Raw genomic sequence first — 17,722 nt, 5'->3', positions numbered from 1 at the left:
AGCTTTTCGTCAAGCTTTTGCCTTCCATTCCCTTGCAAGCATTCCATATAAGACGTGGTTCACATAATTTCCATACATATCGGCTGCATCGCGAATGATACCTTCCTGCACGAATCCAAGTCGTTCAGGTACAGCCCGGCTTTTAAGGTTTTCTTCCGCTGCTCTTATCTCAATTCGATTCAACCCAAGTTGATTGAATGCATAATCGAACAGTACTTCACATGAGCGGGTTAGCAGACCCAGACCCTTATAATTCACTCCCATCCAATATCCAATACTTGTTCTCTTATGAGACCAACTCAGTTCATGAAAATCAATGACACCAGCGATTCCACCCTTGTACATAATACAGACGGTTTCTCCGTCATTTTCTGCGTACCTCTGTAAACAGCCTTTTATGAATGTCTTCGTATCGTCAGGCGATTCGGTAAAATGAATCCACGGCAGCCAAGTACCAAGATGTTCTCGTGAACGGTCTGAGAGCTCAAACAACTCTTCGGCGTCCGTATATTCAATGCGTTTTAACGCTAAATCCTCATCAATTTTATGTAAAAACATGGCACTTCCTCCTTAAACATTAATCAGCTGACTGCTTTTCTTCGATCTTTCTCAACACTTTTCCTGCTTAGAACTTAGTAATCATTAAAAAAAGATGCTGAGAAACCTCAGCATCTTAGATTCACGGTTTTAAAACCAGCTTCCCTTTGGTCTTTCTTCCTTGTAGCATCTGATGGACTTGAGCGGCTTCTTCTAAATCATATACTCCACCGATCGTCAATTTCAGATCACCTGTTTTTACGAGTTTTAAAAGTTCCTGGAGACTCTTTTCAAACAAAACAGGTTTTTTCATAATTTGCGGAAGGAAAAATCCGATAACTGACAAATTTCGATTCATTAAACCGGAAGGGTACATCTGAGGCGGATTTCCGCTCGCCACTCCGTAGACGACCAATCTTCCGAAAGGACGCATGCATTTCACAGTTTCATGGAATATATCGCCTCCAGCCATCTCTAGGGCAATGTCCACACCTTCTCCATCCGTTGCATTCATGACATCTTCCCGCCAATTAGCCTTTGTATAATTAATGGCATGATCTGCCCCTAACTCTAATGCCATATCAAGCTTTTCCTCAGAGCTGGCCGTTGCGATAACCTTTCCAGCTCCAAACAGTTTCGCCAGCTGGACAGCCAATGAACCGACTCCTCCTGCAGCAGCATGAACAAGCACCGTTTCCCCTTTTTCCAGACGTCCCATTGTTTTTAGTAAATGATACGCAGTCAACCCCTGTAGAGGTAAGGAAACAGCTGTTGCGTCTTCCATGTTTTCCGGAATAGGAATTAAAGTCCGTTCATTCGCCACTACGTATTCGGCATATCCTCCTGAGCCAATTAACGTAACGACACGGTCGCCTTTCTGAAATCTATTCGTTTTTTCTCCTGTTTCCTCTACAACTCCGGCCACTTCTGCACCTGGGATGAATGGAAGTGGAGTAGGAACAACATACGCCCCCTCTCTCCGGGCAGTATCCGCATAATTTACACCTATGGCTGTGACCTTAATGAGCACTTCTCCTTCTTTTAACTCTGGTGTCTCAACGTCTACTTTCTCTAAAACGTCAGGACCTCCATATTCTTTAAACTGAATAGCTTTCATCATTTCTCCCCCCAACTCATTTACCAGTAAATTCTGGTTTGCGTTTTTCCTTAAAAGCTTGCACGCCCTCTTTGTGATCATTCGTGGATACCATCATCGTTTGAACAGTCCGTTCCTGTTCAAGAATTGTAGCCAAATCTGATTTATCAGATTGATCCACAAGCTTTTTCATCATCCCAATTGCACGTCCTGGTCCTTTAGCTAATCTAACAGCATAGTTCATGGCCTCCTCTTCAAGATCGGCCAGTGGGAACACGCGATTGACCAATCCCCACTCCATAGCGGTTTCTACTGGTATCGGTTCTGCCCTGAATAACAATTCCTTTGCGCGATAAGGACCGAGAAGCTTAGATAAGAAGTAGTGGCCTCCTCCATCAGATACGAGCCCAACTTGAGCAAAGCTAAGAATAAACTGACTCTCTTCTCCAGCCAGGATCTGGTCACAAGCTAAAGCCAGATTAAAGCCTGCTCCTGCTGCATAGCCGTGCACAACGGATACAACAGGTTTGGAAAGATCCTTTATTTGCAAGATAAGCTGGTTTAATGCCCCGAGGTGGTCATAAATCCCTTGAGCATCAACCTGTCCCATACTTTTGACGTCTCCACCGGCTGAAAAGGCCCTGCCAGCACCAGATAATACAACGACCTTCACTTCGTTATTTAAAGCCGCTTCCTCAAGAGCTTCCTGAAGTCCTACTATCATTTTGTCAGAGAAAGCATTCAGAGAATCGGGACGGTTCAATACACAAGACATGACAGGACCATTCAACTCTACACTTAAATGTTCGTTACCTAAGTTCATCATTCCATCTCCTTTAGGATTTATATTGTTTTTCCTCAATCATTGTTTCTGCAATCGCACGGTTACGCTCGATTGCATCTTCCCACTGGTACTCGCTCAAAAGAATAGCAATATTCCTAAGTGTTTTCTTCCTCTCATCTCCTTTTAAAAGAGCAGAGAGAAGATAGCTCGTATCCCTTTGGACATTCAAAGCATTTCTCTCAATTACTGAGTAGGAAAGTTTCGTTTTCAATTCTGCTTCGCTATCCGAGCTCATAATCGCTTTCGTTGTCCGCAAAACCACGGACTCACTTTCATAAACGGCGATAGCTAAATTTGCAAGTTTCATCAATAATTCCTGCTCTTGTTGAATGGATTCACCATGAATGCGATAGGCCGCTCCAGCTGAAACTAAAAAGAGATTTTTAAAAAGAGCAACAGCCTCCTGCAGCGGTTCTAACGGGCCGCTTACATTTTTATATAAGCTTTGCTTCAAGGAATGCTCGGCTTTCTCGACAGTCGTAAGCCCATCAATTTCACCACGAGCTACCTTCTTAAAAAAGTTCCCTGGAATGAGCAGACGGTTAATTTCGTTTGTCCCTTCAAAAATCCTATTAATACGTGAATCTCTGTAAGCTTGCTCAATCGGATATTCTCTAATAAATCCTGCTCCGCCGTGAAGCTGCAAGGATTCATCAACGACTTCATCAAGTGTTTCTGAGCCCATGATCTTACATATCGCAGATTCAAGAGCATGTTCATTCATTGCTTTAGCCACAGCTTTGTGATCCTCGGTCTCATAATGATCGCCTAGCACGGCCTCAATATGGCCAGCTGTACGATAAAGAAGTGATTCTGTTCCATAAATACGGGCGCTCATTTTAGCGATTTTCTCTTTTGTAGCTGAAAAGTCTGCTATAGATCTTCCAAATTGTTGTCTTTCTGTGGTGTGTTGAATTGCGAGCTTCAGGCAGTATTTAGCTGCTCCTGTTGTAGCAAAGCCAAGATTGAATCGCCCAAGGTTCAATACATTTAAGGCGATCAGATGCCCTCTCCCCACTTCGCCAAGTAAATTATCAACAGGGACGAGACAGTCTTCAAAAACAACCGAGCATGTCGAAGAGCCTTTAATCCCCATCTTGTCTTCTTCAGGACCAATTGACAAACCTTCAAATCCTTTTTCTACAATAAATGCTGTAAACTGCTCACCATCTACCTTTGCATACACAATAAATGTATCCGCAAACGATGCATTTGTTATATAAAGCTTCGTACCATTCAATACGTAATGTGTTCCTTCTTCGTTCAACACGGCAGTCGTTTTTGATGATAACGCATCAGAGCCTGCGTCCGGTTCGGTTAAGCAATACGCCCCTAGAAATTCACCCGAAGCTAACTTAGGCAAGTATTTTTCTTTTTGCTTCTCAGTGCCAAAGTACGTAATAGGAAGTGTAGCGATACACGTATGGTTGGAATGAGCAACACTATAACCTCCGGCATTACCGAGAGCTTCCCCCACAATTCCTTTCGTGATCTTATCTAGACCAAGTCCACCGAAACGCTCAGGAATGCTATGCCCCAGCAAGCCCATTTCCCCTGCTTTTTTCATCTGTTCAGCAACAAAAGCATAATCTCCACCTTCAATTCTTTGCTGATGGGGATGAATTTCCCGGGAAATAAATTGTCGAGCCGTGGAAGCAAACATTTTATGCTCTTCACTTCTGTCTTCTGGAGTAAAGACGGACTCTGGACTTACGTTACTTAGTAAGTACTCTCCGCCTTTAACTGAAAGTTTAATAGAATTCATACTTTTCCTCCTTCATTTGCCCCAATTTCGGGTGATACTTGGGAATGACTTCAAACGTACCTTCTTGAGCAGCAAATTCAATTTCACTACGTTCCATTCCCGCATTCATTAGTAAAGATCCAATTCTGGAGGCAGCGAGAAGGTCAGCGGCAGTAGAATGACTTCCCTCATAAAATAACCAGGCCGTTTTGGCAGCATCAGATAACTCCCATTCTGCTAAACTCATTAAATAATGAATAAGACTGCCCACTCCGTAGAAATCTTCCATCGTGTATCGACCGCTTGAACCGGAACAAACTAATAAAATAGTTTTCTCGAAGTAATGGTCAAACAAATACGCTGCCATAGCTGGATTGTTTAAAAGAGAAGAAGCGTATAAATGATCTGATTGACTGGACCGCTGTAAAGCTACTGTGCCATTGGTAGTTGAAAGAATAAGATGCTTATCTCGAATATGAGGCTGCAAGTATGTACGGAGCGGGTGATGAAAGCCATTAATCTTTCTCCCTTGGTCCTCTCCCGCTAACACGTAGGGCTCTTTCATAGACTTTGCTTTTTCTTTCGCATGAGCCGAATCATACACTGGAATCACAGAAAGCGCCTCGTCAGCTAAAGCTGCAGTGATCGTCGTTGTCGCAAATAGCACATCAAAAACAACCGCAATTTTACCTTTCATATGGTTCGGTTCAATATCTTCTTTTTTGAAAATAACGTGAATACGTCCCATCCTATAAACCAGCCGTTTCTTCCGCATGCCTGATCAAATTGTTAACAAATACGTTCATTTGGGCGAATCTTGGATCATTCGTTTGTCCCTTTTTATAGCGATAATAAATTTGCTGGATAATCCCTGCCAGTTTGAAATAGGCGAAGGTTTGGTAAACATGAATCTGACTTAAGTCCAGACCGCTCTTATCTGCATAACGCTGGATGAATTCATCACTAGTATAAAAGCCGTCTTTTACTGTCACTGGAACTTTACCAAGTCCCGTTTTGAGCATCTCTGGATCGTCTTTTTCAATCCAATAGCTCAACGCAGCACCAAGGTCTGCCAGTGGATCGCCTACAGTGGTCATTTCCCAATCAAACAAGCCCACCATTTCTGCAGGATTATCCTTACTAAACATGCTGTTATTCAATTTATAATCATAATGAATAACAGAGTGCGCACTTGAAGAAGGGATATGGTCTACAAGCCACTTTTTTAACCGTTCTCCTGAAACGACATCATCCGTCCGCGCCTTCTCAAACCTCTTGATCCAACCATGAATTTGACGTTCCATAAATCCTTCAGGCTTGACCATATCGATAAGAGGAGTTTTCTTATAATCGACATCATGAAGCTCAACTAATCGGTCAACCATCGTTTCTGAAATCTTTCGCCCCAACTCTTCCGTTCCTTCTACCCCCTCTGGAAAAGACGTATCATAGACCAGCCCTTCTCTACGTTCCATTACAAAAAAAGGCCGCCCCAATATTTCTCCTGATTCAAAGATGTACGGTTTTGGTGCCAGAGGAAAAACAGGATGTAGAGCTTTTAGGACTTTATATTCTCTTTCCATATCGTGAGCTTTTGCAGCAACGGGTCCCATTGGAGGTCTCCTTAGCACAGCCTTCCAATCACCCACCGAAAGTTCATAGGTTAAATTCGAGTGTCCAGCACCAAACTGACGGACTTGCATATTTCCATCCGGAAGATCCAGATGGTGCCTTAAATATTTCTCAACCCCTTCAGTATCCAACTCTTCTCCCGGCCTTACAGGTCTGGTATCTTTTGTTTGTACCATTAAGTACCTCCTAGTTCGCAGCGAATTGGTGAGACTCCAGTTTTCTCTTCATATCCTCTGACAAAGGTGCACTTTTCTCTTTTTCAAAGTCAAAGTGGACAATTACAGAAGACCCCTTAGCTACTATTTCTCCAGACTCCTTTTCCACCATTTGTTGTTCCAAGTGAAAGCTCGAGTTACCGATCTTTTTCACCAGACTCCTTATAATAAGAGTTTGCTTAAAATAGACTTGTTTTAGAAAATCACACTTGATGGACGCAAGTATAAAATTCCAATCCTCCATAACTAATCCAAGGGCGTCAAAAAAGTGTATCCTTGAATCTTCCATGTAAACGAAAAAGTTATTGTTGTTAACGTGACCAAGCAGATCCGTCTCACAAAAGCGAACGGTCACTTCATACTCATGCATGTTGACTCCCCCTTTAGCTTCTCACCTTTGTTTCGTACGAATAAAAGCCTTTCCCTGTTTTTCTGCCGAGTTCTCCAGCCTCCATTTTCTCCGTTAAAGTTTTCGACGGTTTATCCTTTGGATCTCCTGTTTCCTCGTATTGTTGCTGCATGACATAATAACCAACATCGATTCCGGATAAATCCATTAGTTCAAACGGGCCGAGCGGGTGACGCAATGCCTTTCTAACAATGGTGTCAATATCCTTGAAATCTGCATATCCTCCCTCATAAAGACTCATAGCCTCTATTTGGATAGCGAATAATATCCGATTGGCAATAAACCCGGAGATCTCTTTCTGAAGAAGTACGGCTGTTCGGTTTATCTGATCACAAACCTTCATCGCTATGTCTGCCGTTTGTTCGGAGGTGTGCTCTCCTTTCACAACTTCTACACAATCCATCACTAGTGGCGGGAAGAAAAAATGCATATTGCATACTTTTTCAGGACGATTGGTCACATCTGCAACTAATGAACTGACAATTGTTGAAGAGTTCGTAGCTAATACAGTGTGAGCAGGAGCATATTGGTCAAGCTTATTGAAGACTTCTCTTTTAACCTCCAGCTTTTCTACAACTGCTTCAATAACTAAGTCCGCTTCTTTTACAGCTTCCTCTAAATCTGTAGTGAACGTGAGATAACTAAAGGCCTCCTCAAGCTGATCTGAAGTTATCTTTCCTTTTTCCACCCATTTTTCCATTATTGCGGCTAACTTCACTTCCGCTTGTTCCAAAGAAGTTGGATTGATATCCTGCAAAATCGTATGATAACCCGCAAGAGCACCAAGCATCGCTATCTGGTGACCCATGGAGCCTGCTCCTACTACGGTCAAATTTTTCACTGTCATTATCTTCCTCCTCAGGTTTCTTTTTAACAGTTGGCGTGCATTCCGCCATCAACGACTAAGACCTCTCCGGTCACATAATTCGAAGCCCCTGAAGCTAGAAAAAGCGCTGCTCCTTTTAAATCCTCGTTCGAACCAAACCTGCGCATTGGTGTGCGATCAAGAATAAAATCGCCACCTTCTTCTAGAACAACTTTTGACATTTTTGTTGGGAAAAACCCTGGAGCTAAGGCGTTTACTTGGATATTTTCTGGCCCCAATTTAACTGCCAGATCTTTTGTAAAAGTAATAACAGCTCCTTTACTTGCGTTGTAGCCAATCGTATCCATAAAGCGTGGATCCGCACCGCCAAGCCCGGCGACAGAAGCAATATTGATGATCTTTCCTGCTTTTTGCTTCACCATCACTTCTCCAACTTTTTGCGACATAAGGAAAGTCCCTGTTACATTTACGTTCATCACCTTCTGGAAAGCTTCCAATGGCATTTCCAGAGTAGGAGCTCCCCACGTTGCTCCACTATTATTGACCAGGATATCGATTGTTCCAAAACGATCGATAGTCTGTTCCACCACTGCTTGGATATCTTCTGGATTGGTCACATCACAGCGTAGAGCGAGCGTCTGAACTCCAAGCTCGTCTTCAAGTTTGGCAGCTGTATTCTGACAAGCCTCTACTTTTCTTGAGCATAGAACTACATTCGCTCCTGCCTCTGCCAGCCCTGAGGCGATTTGTTCTCCAAGACCGCGTCCTCCACCTGTTACGATTGCGGTCTTACCGGACAGATCAAATAATTGTTTTACATGCATCCAATCACTCCTTATATTTAGATAATTCCAATTTGGCAATCTGTCTTCGGTGAACTTCATCCGGCCCGTCTGCGAGTCGCAACGTTCTCGCACCTGCCCATTGAGCAGCTAATGAGAAGTCATCACTCACACCAGCAGCTCCATGAGCCTGGATGGCTCGATCGATGACCCTTAGAGCCATATTTGGAGCAACAACTTTTATCATGGCAATTTCTGTTTTTGCTTGTTTATTACCTACAGTGTCCATCATGTAGGCGGCCTTCAAAGTAAGTAATCTAGCTTGTTCAAGCTCGATCCTTGAATCAGCAATCCATTCTCTAATTACTCCTTGTTCTGCTAATGGTTTGTGAAAAGCCACACGATTTTGTACACGCTTACAAAGATCTTCAAGTGCTCTCTCAGCCGCTCCAATCAAACGCATGCAGTGGTGAATACGTCCGGGGCCGAGACGTCCTTGTGCAATAGCAAATCCTTTTCCTTCACCCCAAATCATATTGCTTAAAGGGACTCTAACATTTTTAAAGTCGATTTCCGCATGTCCGTGGGGCGCATGGTCGTATCCGAAAACAGGCAGCATACGCTTGATCGTAACCCCTGTAGCATCGAGTGGTACGATGACCATAGACTGTTGGTCATATTTAGGGGCTTCAGGATCTGTTTTCCCCATAAAAATCGCCATTTTGCACCGCGGATCACCAGCTCCCGAGGACCACCATTTTCGGCCATTAATCACATACTCTTCTCCTTGCCTTTCAATCCGTGCTTCTATATTGGTCGCGTCTGAAGAAGCTACATCAGGTTCCGTCATCGAAAAGCAAGAACGAATTTCACCGTTTAATAAAGGCTCCAGCCATTGTTTTTTCTGTTCTTCACTTCCATACCGGGCTAGCACTTCCATATTTCCAGTATCGGGTGCATTGCAATTAAACACTTCAGGACCTATAGGAGAACGCCCCATCCACTCGCACAATGGGGCATATTCTAAATTGGTCAATCCAGCTCCATATGTATCGTCTGGCAAGAATAAATTCCATAAACCTTCTTCACGTGCCTTAGCCTTTAATTCTTCCATGATTGGAGGCACTCCCGACCAGCGGGATTCTTGTTCATTCAATTGTTGCTCGTAAATTTTTTCATTAGGAAAGATGTGTTCCTCCATAAAAGAATGAATCTTCTGCTCATACCTTTTTACATTATCGGAGTAATCAAAATTCACATTCTTCCTCCTTTCTTCTAAACATACCGGATAGTATGTAATCTTATTCTATATGGATAATTCTGAAAATTCAACAAAAAATGAGTGATCATTCATTTTTATCATTACAATTTCTCATAAAAAGCCAGCAAATACATAGGTATGGATTGTAGCAAATCATTTCCAGAGAGGAGATCGAAATCATGAGCGAAAATCACAAAGGCTCCAACTCATCTTCGAATAAAAAGGAAGAAGGTTTTATTAAAGGTGTCTCTAAAGAAGCCAACGATCTTGTTCACAACACCGTAGATACTTCTGGTAAAATCATAAAGTCTATTACTGGTGAAGGTGGATTGATTGGCAAAACGGTTGATTCGTCTGGAAAAATTGTCAAGAAAGCTTCTGAAAAAGGTTCAGAAGCTATAGGTAAGACTGTAGACTCGTCTTCCAAAGCATTTAAGAGCTTAAAAGATAAAACGTTCCACAAAAAGAAATAAGGAAAAAGGTTGACTGGCAACACTGCCGGTCAGCCTTTTTTCATGTTAATGAAGATTAGAACAGGAGATAAAAATAGGCGTTAAGGTGAGCTAACGCCTAATGCCAGGGAAAATTTCACAGCTGTGGGAAGCCGTGATTCCTATAACTGAGATGTTATAGATAGTTTAGAATATGTCCCTATAGAGCTTTTTGACTTGGCAAACGCCCGTAAGCATTCGTCTATTTTTCAGGTTAGATGTTTCTAAACTTTCTAGAAAATAGACTCCTATACAAGCACACTTATAGATTTTACATAGATTATAGGGAATAACTAACAAAGGAGAGATTTTTCAAATGGGTTCTTGTTCTAAAGGAAAAGGCAGCGAATGTGTACGTGATACAATCAAAAAGATTATCGCTGCCCAAGATGAAGTTGCTGAGCGCGATCACTGTTGTGATGTGAGTTGCGAGCGTTCTATTCGTGACCTTCTTTCACCTGCTGGTGCAGGAATGGGGGACACGACAATTCCATTTACACTTATTTGTAAAGACTGCAAGCCTTTCATTGGAAGCGGTGCAAGATTTGCGAATAATATGTATCAATGCTTGGAATCTCCGTTCTTCAGAGCTAAAAAATTCGTAGATGATAAGAAAGATTGCGTCAAACTTGAGTTGTTGATCCCTATCAATGGCGGTAGTGGAAACGCTTGTCACAGTAAAAAAGGTAGAGTCTGTGACTTCCTGGATATGTCACCAGGCTTCTATGAAACAGGCGTGTGTATCACAGTGGACCTTGATTGTTTCTGCGGTATTAGCTGTCTATCACCAACTACTCCAGAACCATATCCAACTCAGGTTGCACCAGCACCAGCTCAAGACTAACCTACTGATTACAAAACCCAGAGTGCTCTTTTAGCGTCTGGGTTTTTAATTTCCGTTATTGGTTATCCTCGTACGACAGGAGATGAACTCCATGTACCAAATTGTTTGCGTATGTGGACGATTTGTCCAATATGATAGGCATTATGAATGAATAAATGGGAGAGTGTTTCGGACCATTTCTCAAGTTTTTCTTCACTAGATAAATAGATTTGTCTACGGAAACTAGCCATGACTTCCTGGTAATTCAAGATCGTATGATTCCAATCTCCTCCATTATGATTTTGAAAGGTGTTATAATGTCTGGGTAGCTCCTGAACTTCCTCACCTCGAAACCTGCATAGGTAGCGATAATTGTAAAAGTAAAGATGATGGACAAGCTCTGCAATGGAGTTGGTATCATCGTCCGGTTTAACCTGAGCTTGATATTCCGTCAAGTCTTTGACAGCAAAATTAAAGCAAACGAACCAACTGTTTTCGTCATAAATCGCAGCCAGTTGCTCAAGCAAAACGTTTCTTACACCCATTCTCATCCCCTCCAGTATTGATAATCATTTATTCGGCAAATATCTTCAATATCCTTCTTTTTTCGCATGGAAATATAAGGTTTGGAAACATATTTCTTAGGTTTATAAGGATTTTTGGTTTTACTATAGAAAAAAATAGGGAATAGGTCAGATTTGAGAGGAGTTTTATTATGCAGAGAAATAAAGATTTGCATGATTTTTTGTTAAGCAAGGCCGAGCAACTGACTGAAGAATGGTATGAATCCCTGGATAAGACAGGGGGAGGAGTGTATGCTTCCAACGACCCAGAAGTCATTCGAACATTAAAAGCACAGAACTTTGAATTCCATCAGCATCTATGTAAAGTATTTGTGATGGAAGAAAGTCAATTTTTTCAAGAATTTGATGATTGGATTATTAATGTAGCCAGTGATCCTGAACATTTAAATACTCCTACTCACCTAATTATGAGAGAGTTTATACGAGTAAGAAACCAATACATGGGTTTCATTGATGATTATATACAAACACAGATCAAATTAGTAACACAGGAAAAGATTGACTTATGGAAGACTGTGATTATTGAAGCTATCGATATCGTTATGACACGTGTAGTAGAAGAAAAACACGATCACCTAAATAAACGCATTGACGACCAGGAGAAAACGATCAATGAGTTAAGCTCACCTGTTATTGATTTATCAAACGGAAAAGCACTACTGCCTTTAGTAGGTGAAATCGATACGCTAAGAGCAACTTCCATTCTCGAGAATACACTGGCCAAATGTACAGAAAAGGATACCAATCACTTATACATCGACTTATCCGGCGTGTATCTTGTAGATACAATGGTAGCTCAACAGATTTTCCAATTAATTAATGCCCTAAAACTAATCGGTGTTGAGACCACGATGTCAGGTATTCGACCAGAAATTGCTCATACGGCGGTTCATTTGGGCATCGATTTTGGAAATATATCGATTACTCCGACGCTTGCAAAAGCTTTTTCCCTGCCAAATTAAAATAAACCCTCTTTGATTAGAGGGTTATTTTTTTTGAAATTCTTGTATCATTCTTTTTAATAATGGAAAGGTGTACTCAAGCGTAGGAAGATTCTCCTCAATCCAATTCACCTGCTCGCTCAAAACGGCTGTAAAGAAGAGTATAGCTTCAGGATGTTCATCTGGGGTGTTTTTTTGGTAGATATGCTGAATACGATCCGTAATTTCCTCAGGAAGGCTTCGATCAATCGTTTTTAATCCAAGCTGAGCTCTCTCAGGGCAGTACCGTTGCAGAAGGATTTGAGCTAGGTTAATGAGAAGGTCATTCAACACTTTGACAGCCCAAATATCATTCCCACGATCCGCTGCTTTTTTATATTGCAGTAGGAAAAAAGCTGCATCATCCACAGCGTCAATAAACTCTCGCTCACTTAATCGTAAATGCTGCTTATCTCTGTACTTTTCCATACGTCCCCCAGGATCGTAGATTACTTGAAAAAAGTCTTTATGAATCAACGTTTCTTCCGTCACCGTAAACAGATCAAGGTGAAGTAAATTATCATATACAGCAATGATCTGAGGCGCAATAATAAAAATATCATCATAAAAGATAATGTCCCGATACGCCTCTACATGACGTTTCCTGTCTTCTAAGAATTCTTGTTTATCTTCTTCCTTGACCAAACAATATAAATCCACATCGGAGTGCTCATCGTCCTCTTTTCTCCCCTAGAAAAATAGCTTTAACTCTCGGATCCTCTTGCAGGCTTTTAGTTATCTGATCTACCGCCTCTCTTTGTCTCATTTCCCTCCCCCTTTTTAAAGATAAAGATTACAACATGATATAATAAGTAGGAAAAAAATTCAAATAAGGAGCGTGGGGCCTTGAACAGTACCGCTCGTCATAAAACAGAAGAACACCTTCAGATTGAAACCCTACTGAACCGCCTTCCACTTACTCACCCTCAGCGAAATGAAATTCACGAACAGTTCCTCAAACAATCAGCAGGATACTATGGTGAAACGAATACAGACCACTATCTTCGCTACCTTCCAAAGGAAACCTATCATACCCTTCATGACGTTCGGCTTTTTGATGGAATTCAGCATTTTCAAATGGATGCTTTGGTAGTCACGCCGGAGCTGCTCATCCTATTAGAGGTGAAAAATTATAAAGGGAAGTTGGTGTTTGATTTTGACCATAACCAGCTTTTCCGTGAATTCAACGGAATTCAAGACCTTTTTCCAGACCCTTTTTTACAAGTTGAGCATCAGACTATCCAGCTTTCTCGTTGGCTAGGTATGTACGGTTTCCCCGAGATCCCTATTTCCTCCCTTATCATTGTAGCAAGTTCTAAAACCGAGATCGAAACTTATGGCAAAGACTTCTCTCATTTAAAAAAGAGAATTGTAAGACCTAAAAACTTAATTTCGAGAGTAGAACAGGTGAGAAAAGATTTTTCTGAGATTGTACTGGGAGGGGAAGATATTAGGGCACTACTGAAGCGCTTCAAACGTGAACATGTACCTTATAAATCATCTTTGATGGAGCGCTATGGTTTGAAAATGGGTGACTTAATTTTAGGAGTTCAATGTCCACAATGTTCTCACTTCAAAATGGAAAGAAGGCGTGATCATTGGAGATGCAGCTGCTGCGGAGAAAAGTCTATGGATGCTCATTTACGAGCGTTGAAAGATTATCAGTTATTGCTTGGCAAGGAGATTACAAATGCTGAGTTTAGGATATTTGCACAGATCCCTTCGGCAAAAGTGGCGAGAAGGCTGCTATGTGATTGCTGTACTCACAATAATATGCATTCTAAAGCCCGAGTTTATACGATTAATCTAGTTAAGTAACAATCAATTGGCGTTAAGACACTTTATTTCGTAGTTAGGGCACTTTCGATTCACGTTAGGGTGCTTTATTTCGTAGTTAGGGCACTTTCCTATCATGTTAGGGCACTATTCCCCCCCCTCTTTTCACTCCTAATCAAAATAAAAAAGAGGAAACTCCTCAGAGTTTCCCCTTCTACTTCTATCAATCTATTTTATCGAATTTGGCCAGTTCCCTTCATCAAGAACTTCACTGTCGTTAACGCAGGAAGACCCATTGGTCCACGTGCGTGAAGTTTTTGTGTGGAAATACCGATCTCGGCACCGAATCCTAGCGCACCACCGTCTGTGAAACGTGTGGATGCATTGTGATAAATAGCAGCAGCATCTACAAGTGCCATGAATTTCTCTGCAGCTTCACTGTTTTCAGTAACGATTGCTTCAGAGTGTTTCGTACCATACGTTTCAATGTGAGTGATGGCATCGGTTAGGTTATCTACTACTTTTACAGCGATATCTGTACTTAGATATTCATTCTTCCAATCTTCTTCTCCAGCAAGAACGGCTCCAGGAATAACTTCAAGAGCGCGCTCGTCGCCGTGGACATTGATATTGTTTTCTTTCAGCGCTGCAATTAATTCGTCAACGTGAGCAGCTAGCCAATCTTTGTGGACGACTAGTGTTTCTGCAGCGTTACATACAGCAGGACGATCTGTTTTCGCATTGACAAGAATACTAATTGCTTTTTCAACATCTGCATCTTTATCAACGTAGATGTGGCAATTTCCTACCCCTGTTTCAAGAACAGGAACGGTTGCATTCTCAACGACCGCCTGGATCAACTTACCACCGCCACGTGGAATAAGCACGTCGATATGCTCTTTCATCGTGAATAGTTCATTGGTTGCAGCACGGTCTGTAGAAGCGATGAATTGCACAGCTTCTTTTGGAATTTTTGTTTCTTCAAGGCCACGGTGCATGACTTCAACGATTGCCTGGTTAGAGTTGATCGCAGAAGAACCGCCTTTTAAGACAATTGCATTTCCTGATTTAAGAGCTAAACCTGTCGCATCAACAGTTACGTTAGGGCGTGCTTCATAAATCATACCAATGACGCCTAGAGGAACCGTTACTTTTTGGACTTGAAGGTCGTTTTCCAGCGTCCAATCAGAAATTACCTGACCTGTTGGGTCTTCTAGTTCAGCGACTTCGCGCAGACCTTGAGCAAATTCAGCAATGCGGTCTTTTGATAGAGATAGACGATCCATAAATGCATCCGTGAATCCTTTCTCACGGCCATTTGCCAAGTCTTTTTCATTAGCTGCAAGGATCGTTTCGTATTCACGATCAAGTACATCAGCAAGATGCAGAAGTGCTTGGTTTTTCTCCTCTTTAGAAAGGATCATTAGTTTCTTGGAAGCTTTCTTCGCCTCAATAGCTTGCGCTTCCACGTTCACATCATTTTTAATTAGTGTCATCAAAGACCTCCTTGAGTATTTTAAACGCCTACGGGCATGGATACTTCTAAGTGACAAACAAAATCTTTACGTTCGATTGCAGCTTTTTCGTAAGATTCAAGTTCTGGTTCAGTTAATCCAATCATTTCTTTCATTTCTTCAGAAGAATAGTTTACAACACCAAGACCAATTTCTTCGCCTTGAAGGTCATGGATACGCACAACGGCTCCTTTTTTGAAGCGTCCTTTTACGTGATGGACGTTCATTGGAAGTAAGCTCTTCTTCATTTCTATAATCGATTCTTTCGCACGGTGATCGATAATGACTTCACCTTCAGGACCGGAATTGAATGCGATCCACTGTTTTTTCTGGTCAAGGTTCTCATGTTCAGGTTTGGTTTCAAAATACGTTCCGGTAGCATTGTGGTACACAGCGTCATAAACGATGTTATCTGTGCCGGCTTTCCCTAGGAAGGAAGAAATTCCAGATGCCATCGCAATCTTGAATGCGTCGATTTTGGACTTCATACCGCCGGTTCCGACAGCGCTTCCTGGGTCACCAGCTGCTGCTTCGATTTCTGGGGTGATTTCGTGGACTTGATCGAGTAGCTGTGCATCCTCATTTTTTCTTGGATCGTCATCATAAAGTCCGTCAATATCAGATAGAATGATCAATTGATCAGCATCAACAAGGCCAGCTACTTTCGCTGACAACGTGTCGTTATCACCGAATTTAAGACGGTCGATCGTGATCGTATCATTTTCATTGACGATTGGGATAATTCCGCGTTCGAGCAATACGTTGATGGTATTACGCGCATTGTTGTATCGAGCTTCGTCGGAAAAATCGCTGCGTGTAATTAAGATTTGAGATCCATTATAGCCGTGAGACAAGAATAGATCAGAATAAGATTCCATCAACAATCCTTGACCAATGGAAGCAGCAGCCTGTTTTTCTGGCAATGCTTCTGGGCGTTCCAGGCAGCCTAAACGGCGATATCCTGCTGCAACGGCTCCTGAGGATACAAGTAAAACTTCGTGGCCGTCGTCTTTTAAGCGGACGACTTCATCTACTAATTTTTCTAGCTTACGTCGGCTAATCTCTCCATGCGCGCTTGTTAGGGAACTACTCCCTATTTTAATTACTACCCTTTTTTTATCATTACTCAACATATCACTCCTATTTAGCTTTTTCGCTTCACGTTCATTAACGTTCATCTATTTTTATTTACTACCGACAAGTAGTCCTTCTAGTTCTTTACTCAATTCCTTAGAACGGCTTGCTGCACCTTTAATTGCTGCTGAGATCGCGTGGCCTCCACCATTTTGATCAAGTGCATCAAGTCCAGCTGCTGTCGTTCCGTTTGGAGATGTTACATTCTCTCTTAATTCAGTTGGGCTTTCATCACGTTCTAGCATCATTTTTGCTGCACCTAGCAGCGTTTGTGCTCCAATTTCACGTAATGTTTCACGATCCATGCCTTCCGCGCGGCCTGTTTCTTCGATGTGCTCCATTAAATAATAGAAATAAGCCGGTCCGCTTCCAGCGATTCCTGTGAAAACGTCCATTTTATCTTCTTCAATGACAAATACTTCACCAATAGCTTGAAGTAATTGTTTAGCAACTAGCACATTATCCATATCTGCGAATCGGCCAGGACTGATTGCCGTAGCGGATTCTCTTAACATGCTGGATGTGTTCGGCATAACACGAATCACTTGTTGACCAATATTTAAGCGGTCTTCCATATAAGAAGTAGAAATTCCTGCTAATACAGAAACAAGTACTTGATTAGGTTGTAGTTTATCTTTTAAGTCGGCAAGTACAGCGTCGATGTCTTTAGGCTTCATCGCCAGGATGAACTGATCAACTTCTGAAAAGTCCAATTCATCTTTTAATACTGTACGTACGCCGTATTTATAATTAATTTCATTTAATCGATCTTGATTACTTCGGTTGGTTACAATGATATTTTGTGCAGGAATGTTTCCTGATTCAACCATTCCTGAAATCATCGCTTCAGCCATAGAGCCTGCACCTAGAAAAGCAATCTTTTGAGTGATCATATTGGGTTCATCTCTCCCGTTCGGATTTTTTGTTCGCTTTTTTTGTTCGCTTTTTCAATGACGTTAATCATCATAACACTGGCAAAAATTGATTCAAGGGCTTTTTTGCAAGTCGGGTCTATAAGAGCCAATTAGTGAGTGTAAACGGTTTCAGCGCGAGATATTTCCATATGAGGACGTC

The 17,722-nt window shown here is 41.8% G+C and carries 19 protein-coding genes; 4 read left to right on the top strand and 15 right to left on the bottom strand.

Going from position 1 to position 17,722, the window contains the following annotated elements; translation table 11 throughout:
- Window positions 1–9: 9 nt before the first annotated feature.
- The 10 genes from ACRYKC_RS06745 to ACRYKC_RS06700 all read right to left on the bottom strand — a co-directional run bounded on the left by ACRYKC_RS06745 (window position 10) and on the right by ACRYKC_RS06700 (window position 9,343).
- On the bottom strand, window positions 10–558 hold the full coding sequence (locus ACRYKC_RS06745; RefSeq protein ID WP_433805974.1) for a GNAT family N-acetyltransferase: 549 nt from the start codon (window positions 556–558) through the stop codon (window positions 10–12).
- A gap of 121 nt (window positions 559–679) precedes the next feature.
- A complete protein-coding gene (locus ACRYKC_RS06740) occupies window positions 680–1,654 on the bottom strand; it encodes a quinone oxidoreductase family protein (RefSeq protein WP_433805973.1) in 975 nt (324 codons plus the stop codon).
- A 16-nt stretch (window positions 1,655–1,670) separates the two neighbouring features.
- Window positions 1,671–2,456 carry an enoyl-CoA hydratase/isomerase family protein gene (locus ACRYKC_RS06735; protein ID WP_433805972.1) on the bottom strand — a complete coding sequence of 262 codons (786 nt, stop codon included), beginning with the start codon at window positions 2,454–2,456 and terminating at the stop codon, window positions 1,671–1,673.
- A gap of 13 nt (window positions 2,457–2,469) precedes the next feature.
- A complete protein-coding gene (locus tag ACRYKC_RS06730) occupies window positions 2,470–4,242 on the bottom strand; it encodes an acyl-CoA dehydrogenase family protein (protein WP_433805971.1) in 1,773 nt (590 codons plus the stop codon).
- The gene (locus ACRYKC_RS06725) at window positions 4,229–4,969 is read right to left on the bottom strand and encodes a 2-phosphosulfolactate phosphatase (RefSeq protein ID WP_433805970.1); all 741 of its coding nucleotides are present in this window, start codon (window positions 4,967–4,969) and stop codon (window positions 4,229–4,231) included. Before ACRYKC_RS06725 ends, ACRYKC_RS06730 begins: the two co-directional genes overlap by 14 nt.
- 1 nt (window position 4,970) lies before the next feature.
- The gene (locus ACRYKC_RS06720; protein ID WP_433805969.1) at window positions 4,971–6,029 is read right to left on the bottom strand and encodes a phosphotransferase family protein; all 1,059 of its coding nucleotides are present in this window, start codon (window positions 6,027–6,029) and stop codon (window positions 4,971–4,973) included.
- A 10-nt stretch (window positions 6,030–6,039) separates the two neighbouring features.
- Entirely contained in the window at window positions 6,040–6,438 is a 399-nt protein-coding gene (locus tag ACRYKC_RS06715; RefSeq protein ID WP_433805968.1) for an acyl-CoA thioesterase, read from the bottom strand.
- Window positions 6,439–6,451: 13 nt separating this feature from the next.
- Window positions 6,452–7,324 carry a 3-hydroxyacyl-CoA dehydrogenase family protein gene (locus tag ACRYKC_RS06710; RefSeq protein WP_433805967.1) on the bottom strand — a complete coding sequence of 291 codons (873 nt, stop codon included), beginning with the start codon at window positions 7,322–7,324 and terminating at the stop codon, window positions 6,452–6,454.
- Window positions 7,325–7,347: 23 nt separating this feature from the next.
- Window positions 7,348–8,127, bottom strand: a complete 780-nt coding sequence (locus tag ACRYKC_RS06705; protein ID WP_433805966.1) for an SDR family oxidoreductase — start codon at window positions 8,125–8,127, stop codon at window positions 7,348–7,350.
- A gap of 4 nt (window positions 8,128–8,131) precedes the next feature.
- A complete protein-coding gene (locus tag ACRYKC_RS06700; RefSeq protein WP_433805965.1) occupies window positions 8,132–9,343 on the bottom strand; it encodes an acyl-CoA dehydrogenase in 1,212 nt (403 codons plus the stop codon).
- A gap of 182 nt (window positions 9,344–9,525) precedes the next feature.
- Here ACRYKC_RS06700 and ACRYKC_RS06695 point away from each other — a divergent pair, with 182 nt between their 5' ends.
- The gene (locus tag ACRYKC_RS06695; protein WP_433805964.1) at window positions 9,526–9,819 is read left to right on the top strand and encodes a hypothetical protein; all 294 of its coding nucleotides are present in this window, start codon (window positions 9,526–9,528) and stop codon (window positions 9,817–9,819) included.
- 334 nt (window positions 9,820–10,153) lie between these two features.
- The gene (locus tag ACRYKC_RS06690) at window positions 10,154–10,681 is read left to right on the top strand and encodes a CotY/CotZ family spore coat protein (protein ID WP_433805963.1); all 528 of its coding nucleotides are present in this window, start codon (window positions 10,154–10,156) and stop codon (window positions 10,679–10,681) included.
- A gap of 62 nt (window positions 10,682–10,743) precedes the next feature.
- On the opposite strand, the gene ACRYKC_RS06685 is transcribed toward ACRYKC_RS06690, so the two are convergent.
- Entirely contained in the window at window positions 10,744–11,205 is a 462-nt protein-coding gene (locus ACRYKC_RS06685; RefSeq protein ID WP_433805962.1) for a DinB family protein, read from the bottom strand.
- A gap of 170 nt (window positions 11,206–11,375) precedes the next feature.
- Between ACRYKC_RS06685 and ACRYKC_RS06680 the strand changes: the two genes are divergently transcribed.
- A complete protein-coding gene (locus ACRYKC_RS06680; protein WP_433805961.1) occupies window positions 11,376–12,206 on the top strand; it encodes an STAS domain-containing protein in 831 nt (276 codons plus the stop codon).
- A gap of 24 nt (window positions 12,207–12,230) precedes the next feature.
- On the opposite strand, the gene ACRYKC_RS06675 is transcribed toward ACRYKC_RS06680, so the two are convergent.
- Complete coding sequence (locus ACRYKC_RS06675) at window positions 12,231–12,884, bottom strand: nucleotidyltransferase domain-containing protein (RefSeq protein WP_433805960.1); 654 nt, start codon at window positions 12,882–12,884, stop codon at window positions 12,231–12,233.
- A 186-nt stretch (window positions 12,885–13,070) separates the two neighbouring features.
- On the opposite strand from ACRYKC_RS06675, the gene ACRYKC_RS06670 reads away from it, so the two are divergent.
- Window positions 13,071–14,042, top strand: coding sequence for a nuclease-related domain-containing protein (locus ACRYKC_RS06670; protein WP_433805959.1), 972 nt, complete (start codon window positions 13,071–13,073; stop codon window positions 14,040–14,042).
- Between the two features lie 191 nt (window positions 14,043–14,233).
- Here the strand turns inward: ACRYKC_RS06670 and ACRYKC_RS06665 are convergent, their stop codons facing one another.
- The 3 genes from ACRYKC_RS06665 to proC are packed head-to-tail and all read right to left on the bottom strand — an operon-like array spanning window position 14,234 to window position 17,541.
- Entirely contained in the window at window positions 14,234–15,496 is a 1,263-nt protein-coding gene (locus ACRYKC_RS06665; RefSeq protein WP_433805958.1) for a glutamate-5-semialdehyde dehydrogenase, read from the bottom strand.
- Between the two features lie 20 nt (window positions 15,497–15,516).
- Entirely contained in the window at window positions 15,517–16,647 is a 1,131-nt protein-coding gene (gene proB / locus ACRYKC_RS06660; protein ID WP_433806182.1) for a glutamate 5-kinase, read from the bottom strand.
- A 51-nt stretch (window positions 16,648–16,698) separates the two neighbouring features.
- A complete protein-coding gene (proC, locus tag ACRYKC_RS06655; RefSeq protein ID WP_433805957.1) occupies window positions 16,699–17,541 on the bottom strand; it encodes a pyrroline-5-carboxylate reductase in 843 nt (280 codons plus the stop codon).
- Window positions 17,542–17,722 lie beyond the last annotated feature (181 nt).

It is taken from the genome of Halobacillus sp. A1-3 (assembly GCF_050971765.1).
Taxonomy (GTDB): domain Bacteria; phylum Bacillota; class Bacilli; order Bacillales; family Halobacillaceae; genus Halobacillus; species Halobacillus mangrovi_B.
The sequence above is the reverse complement of the archived record's forward strand: the minus strand, read 5'-3'. Positions and strand labels throughout refer to the sequence as shown.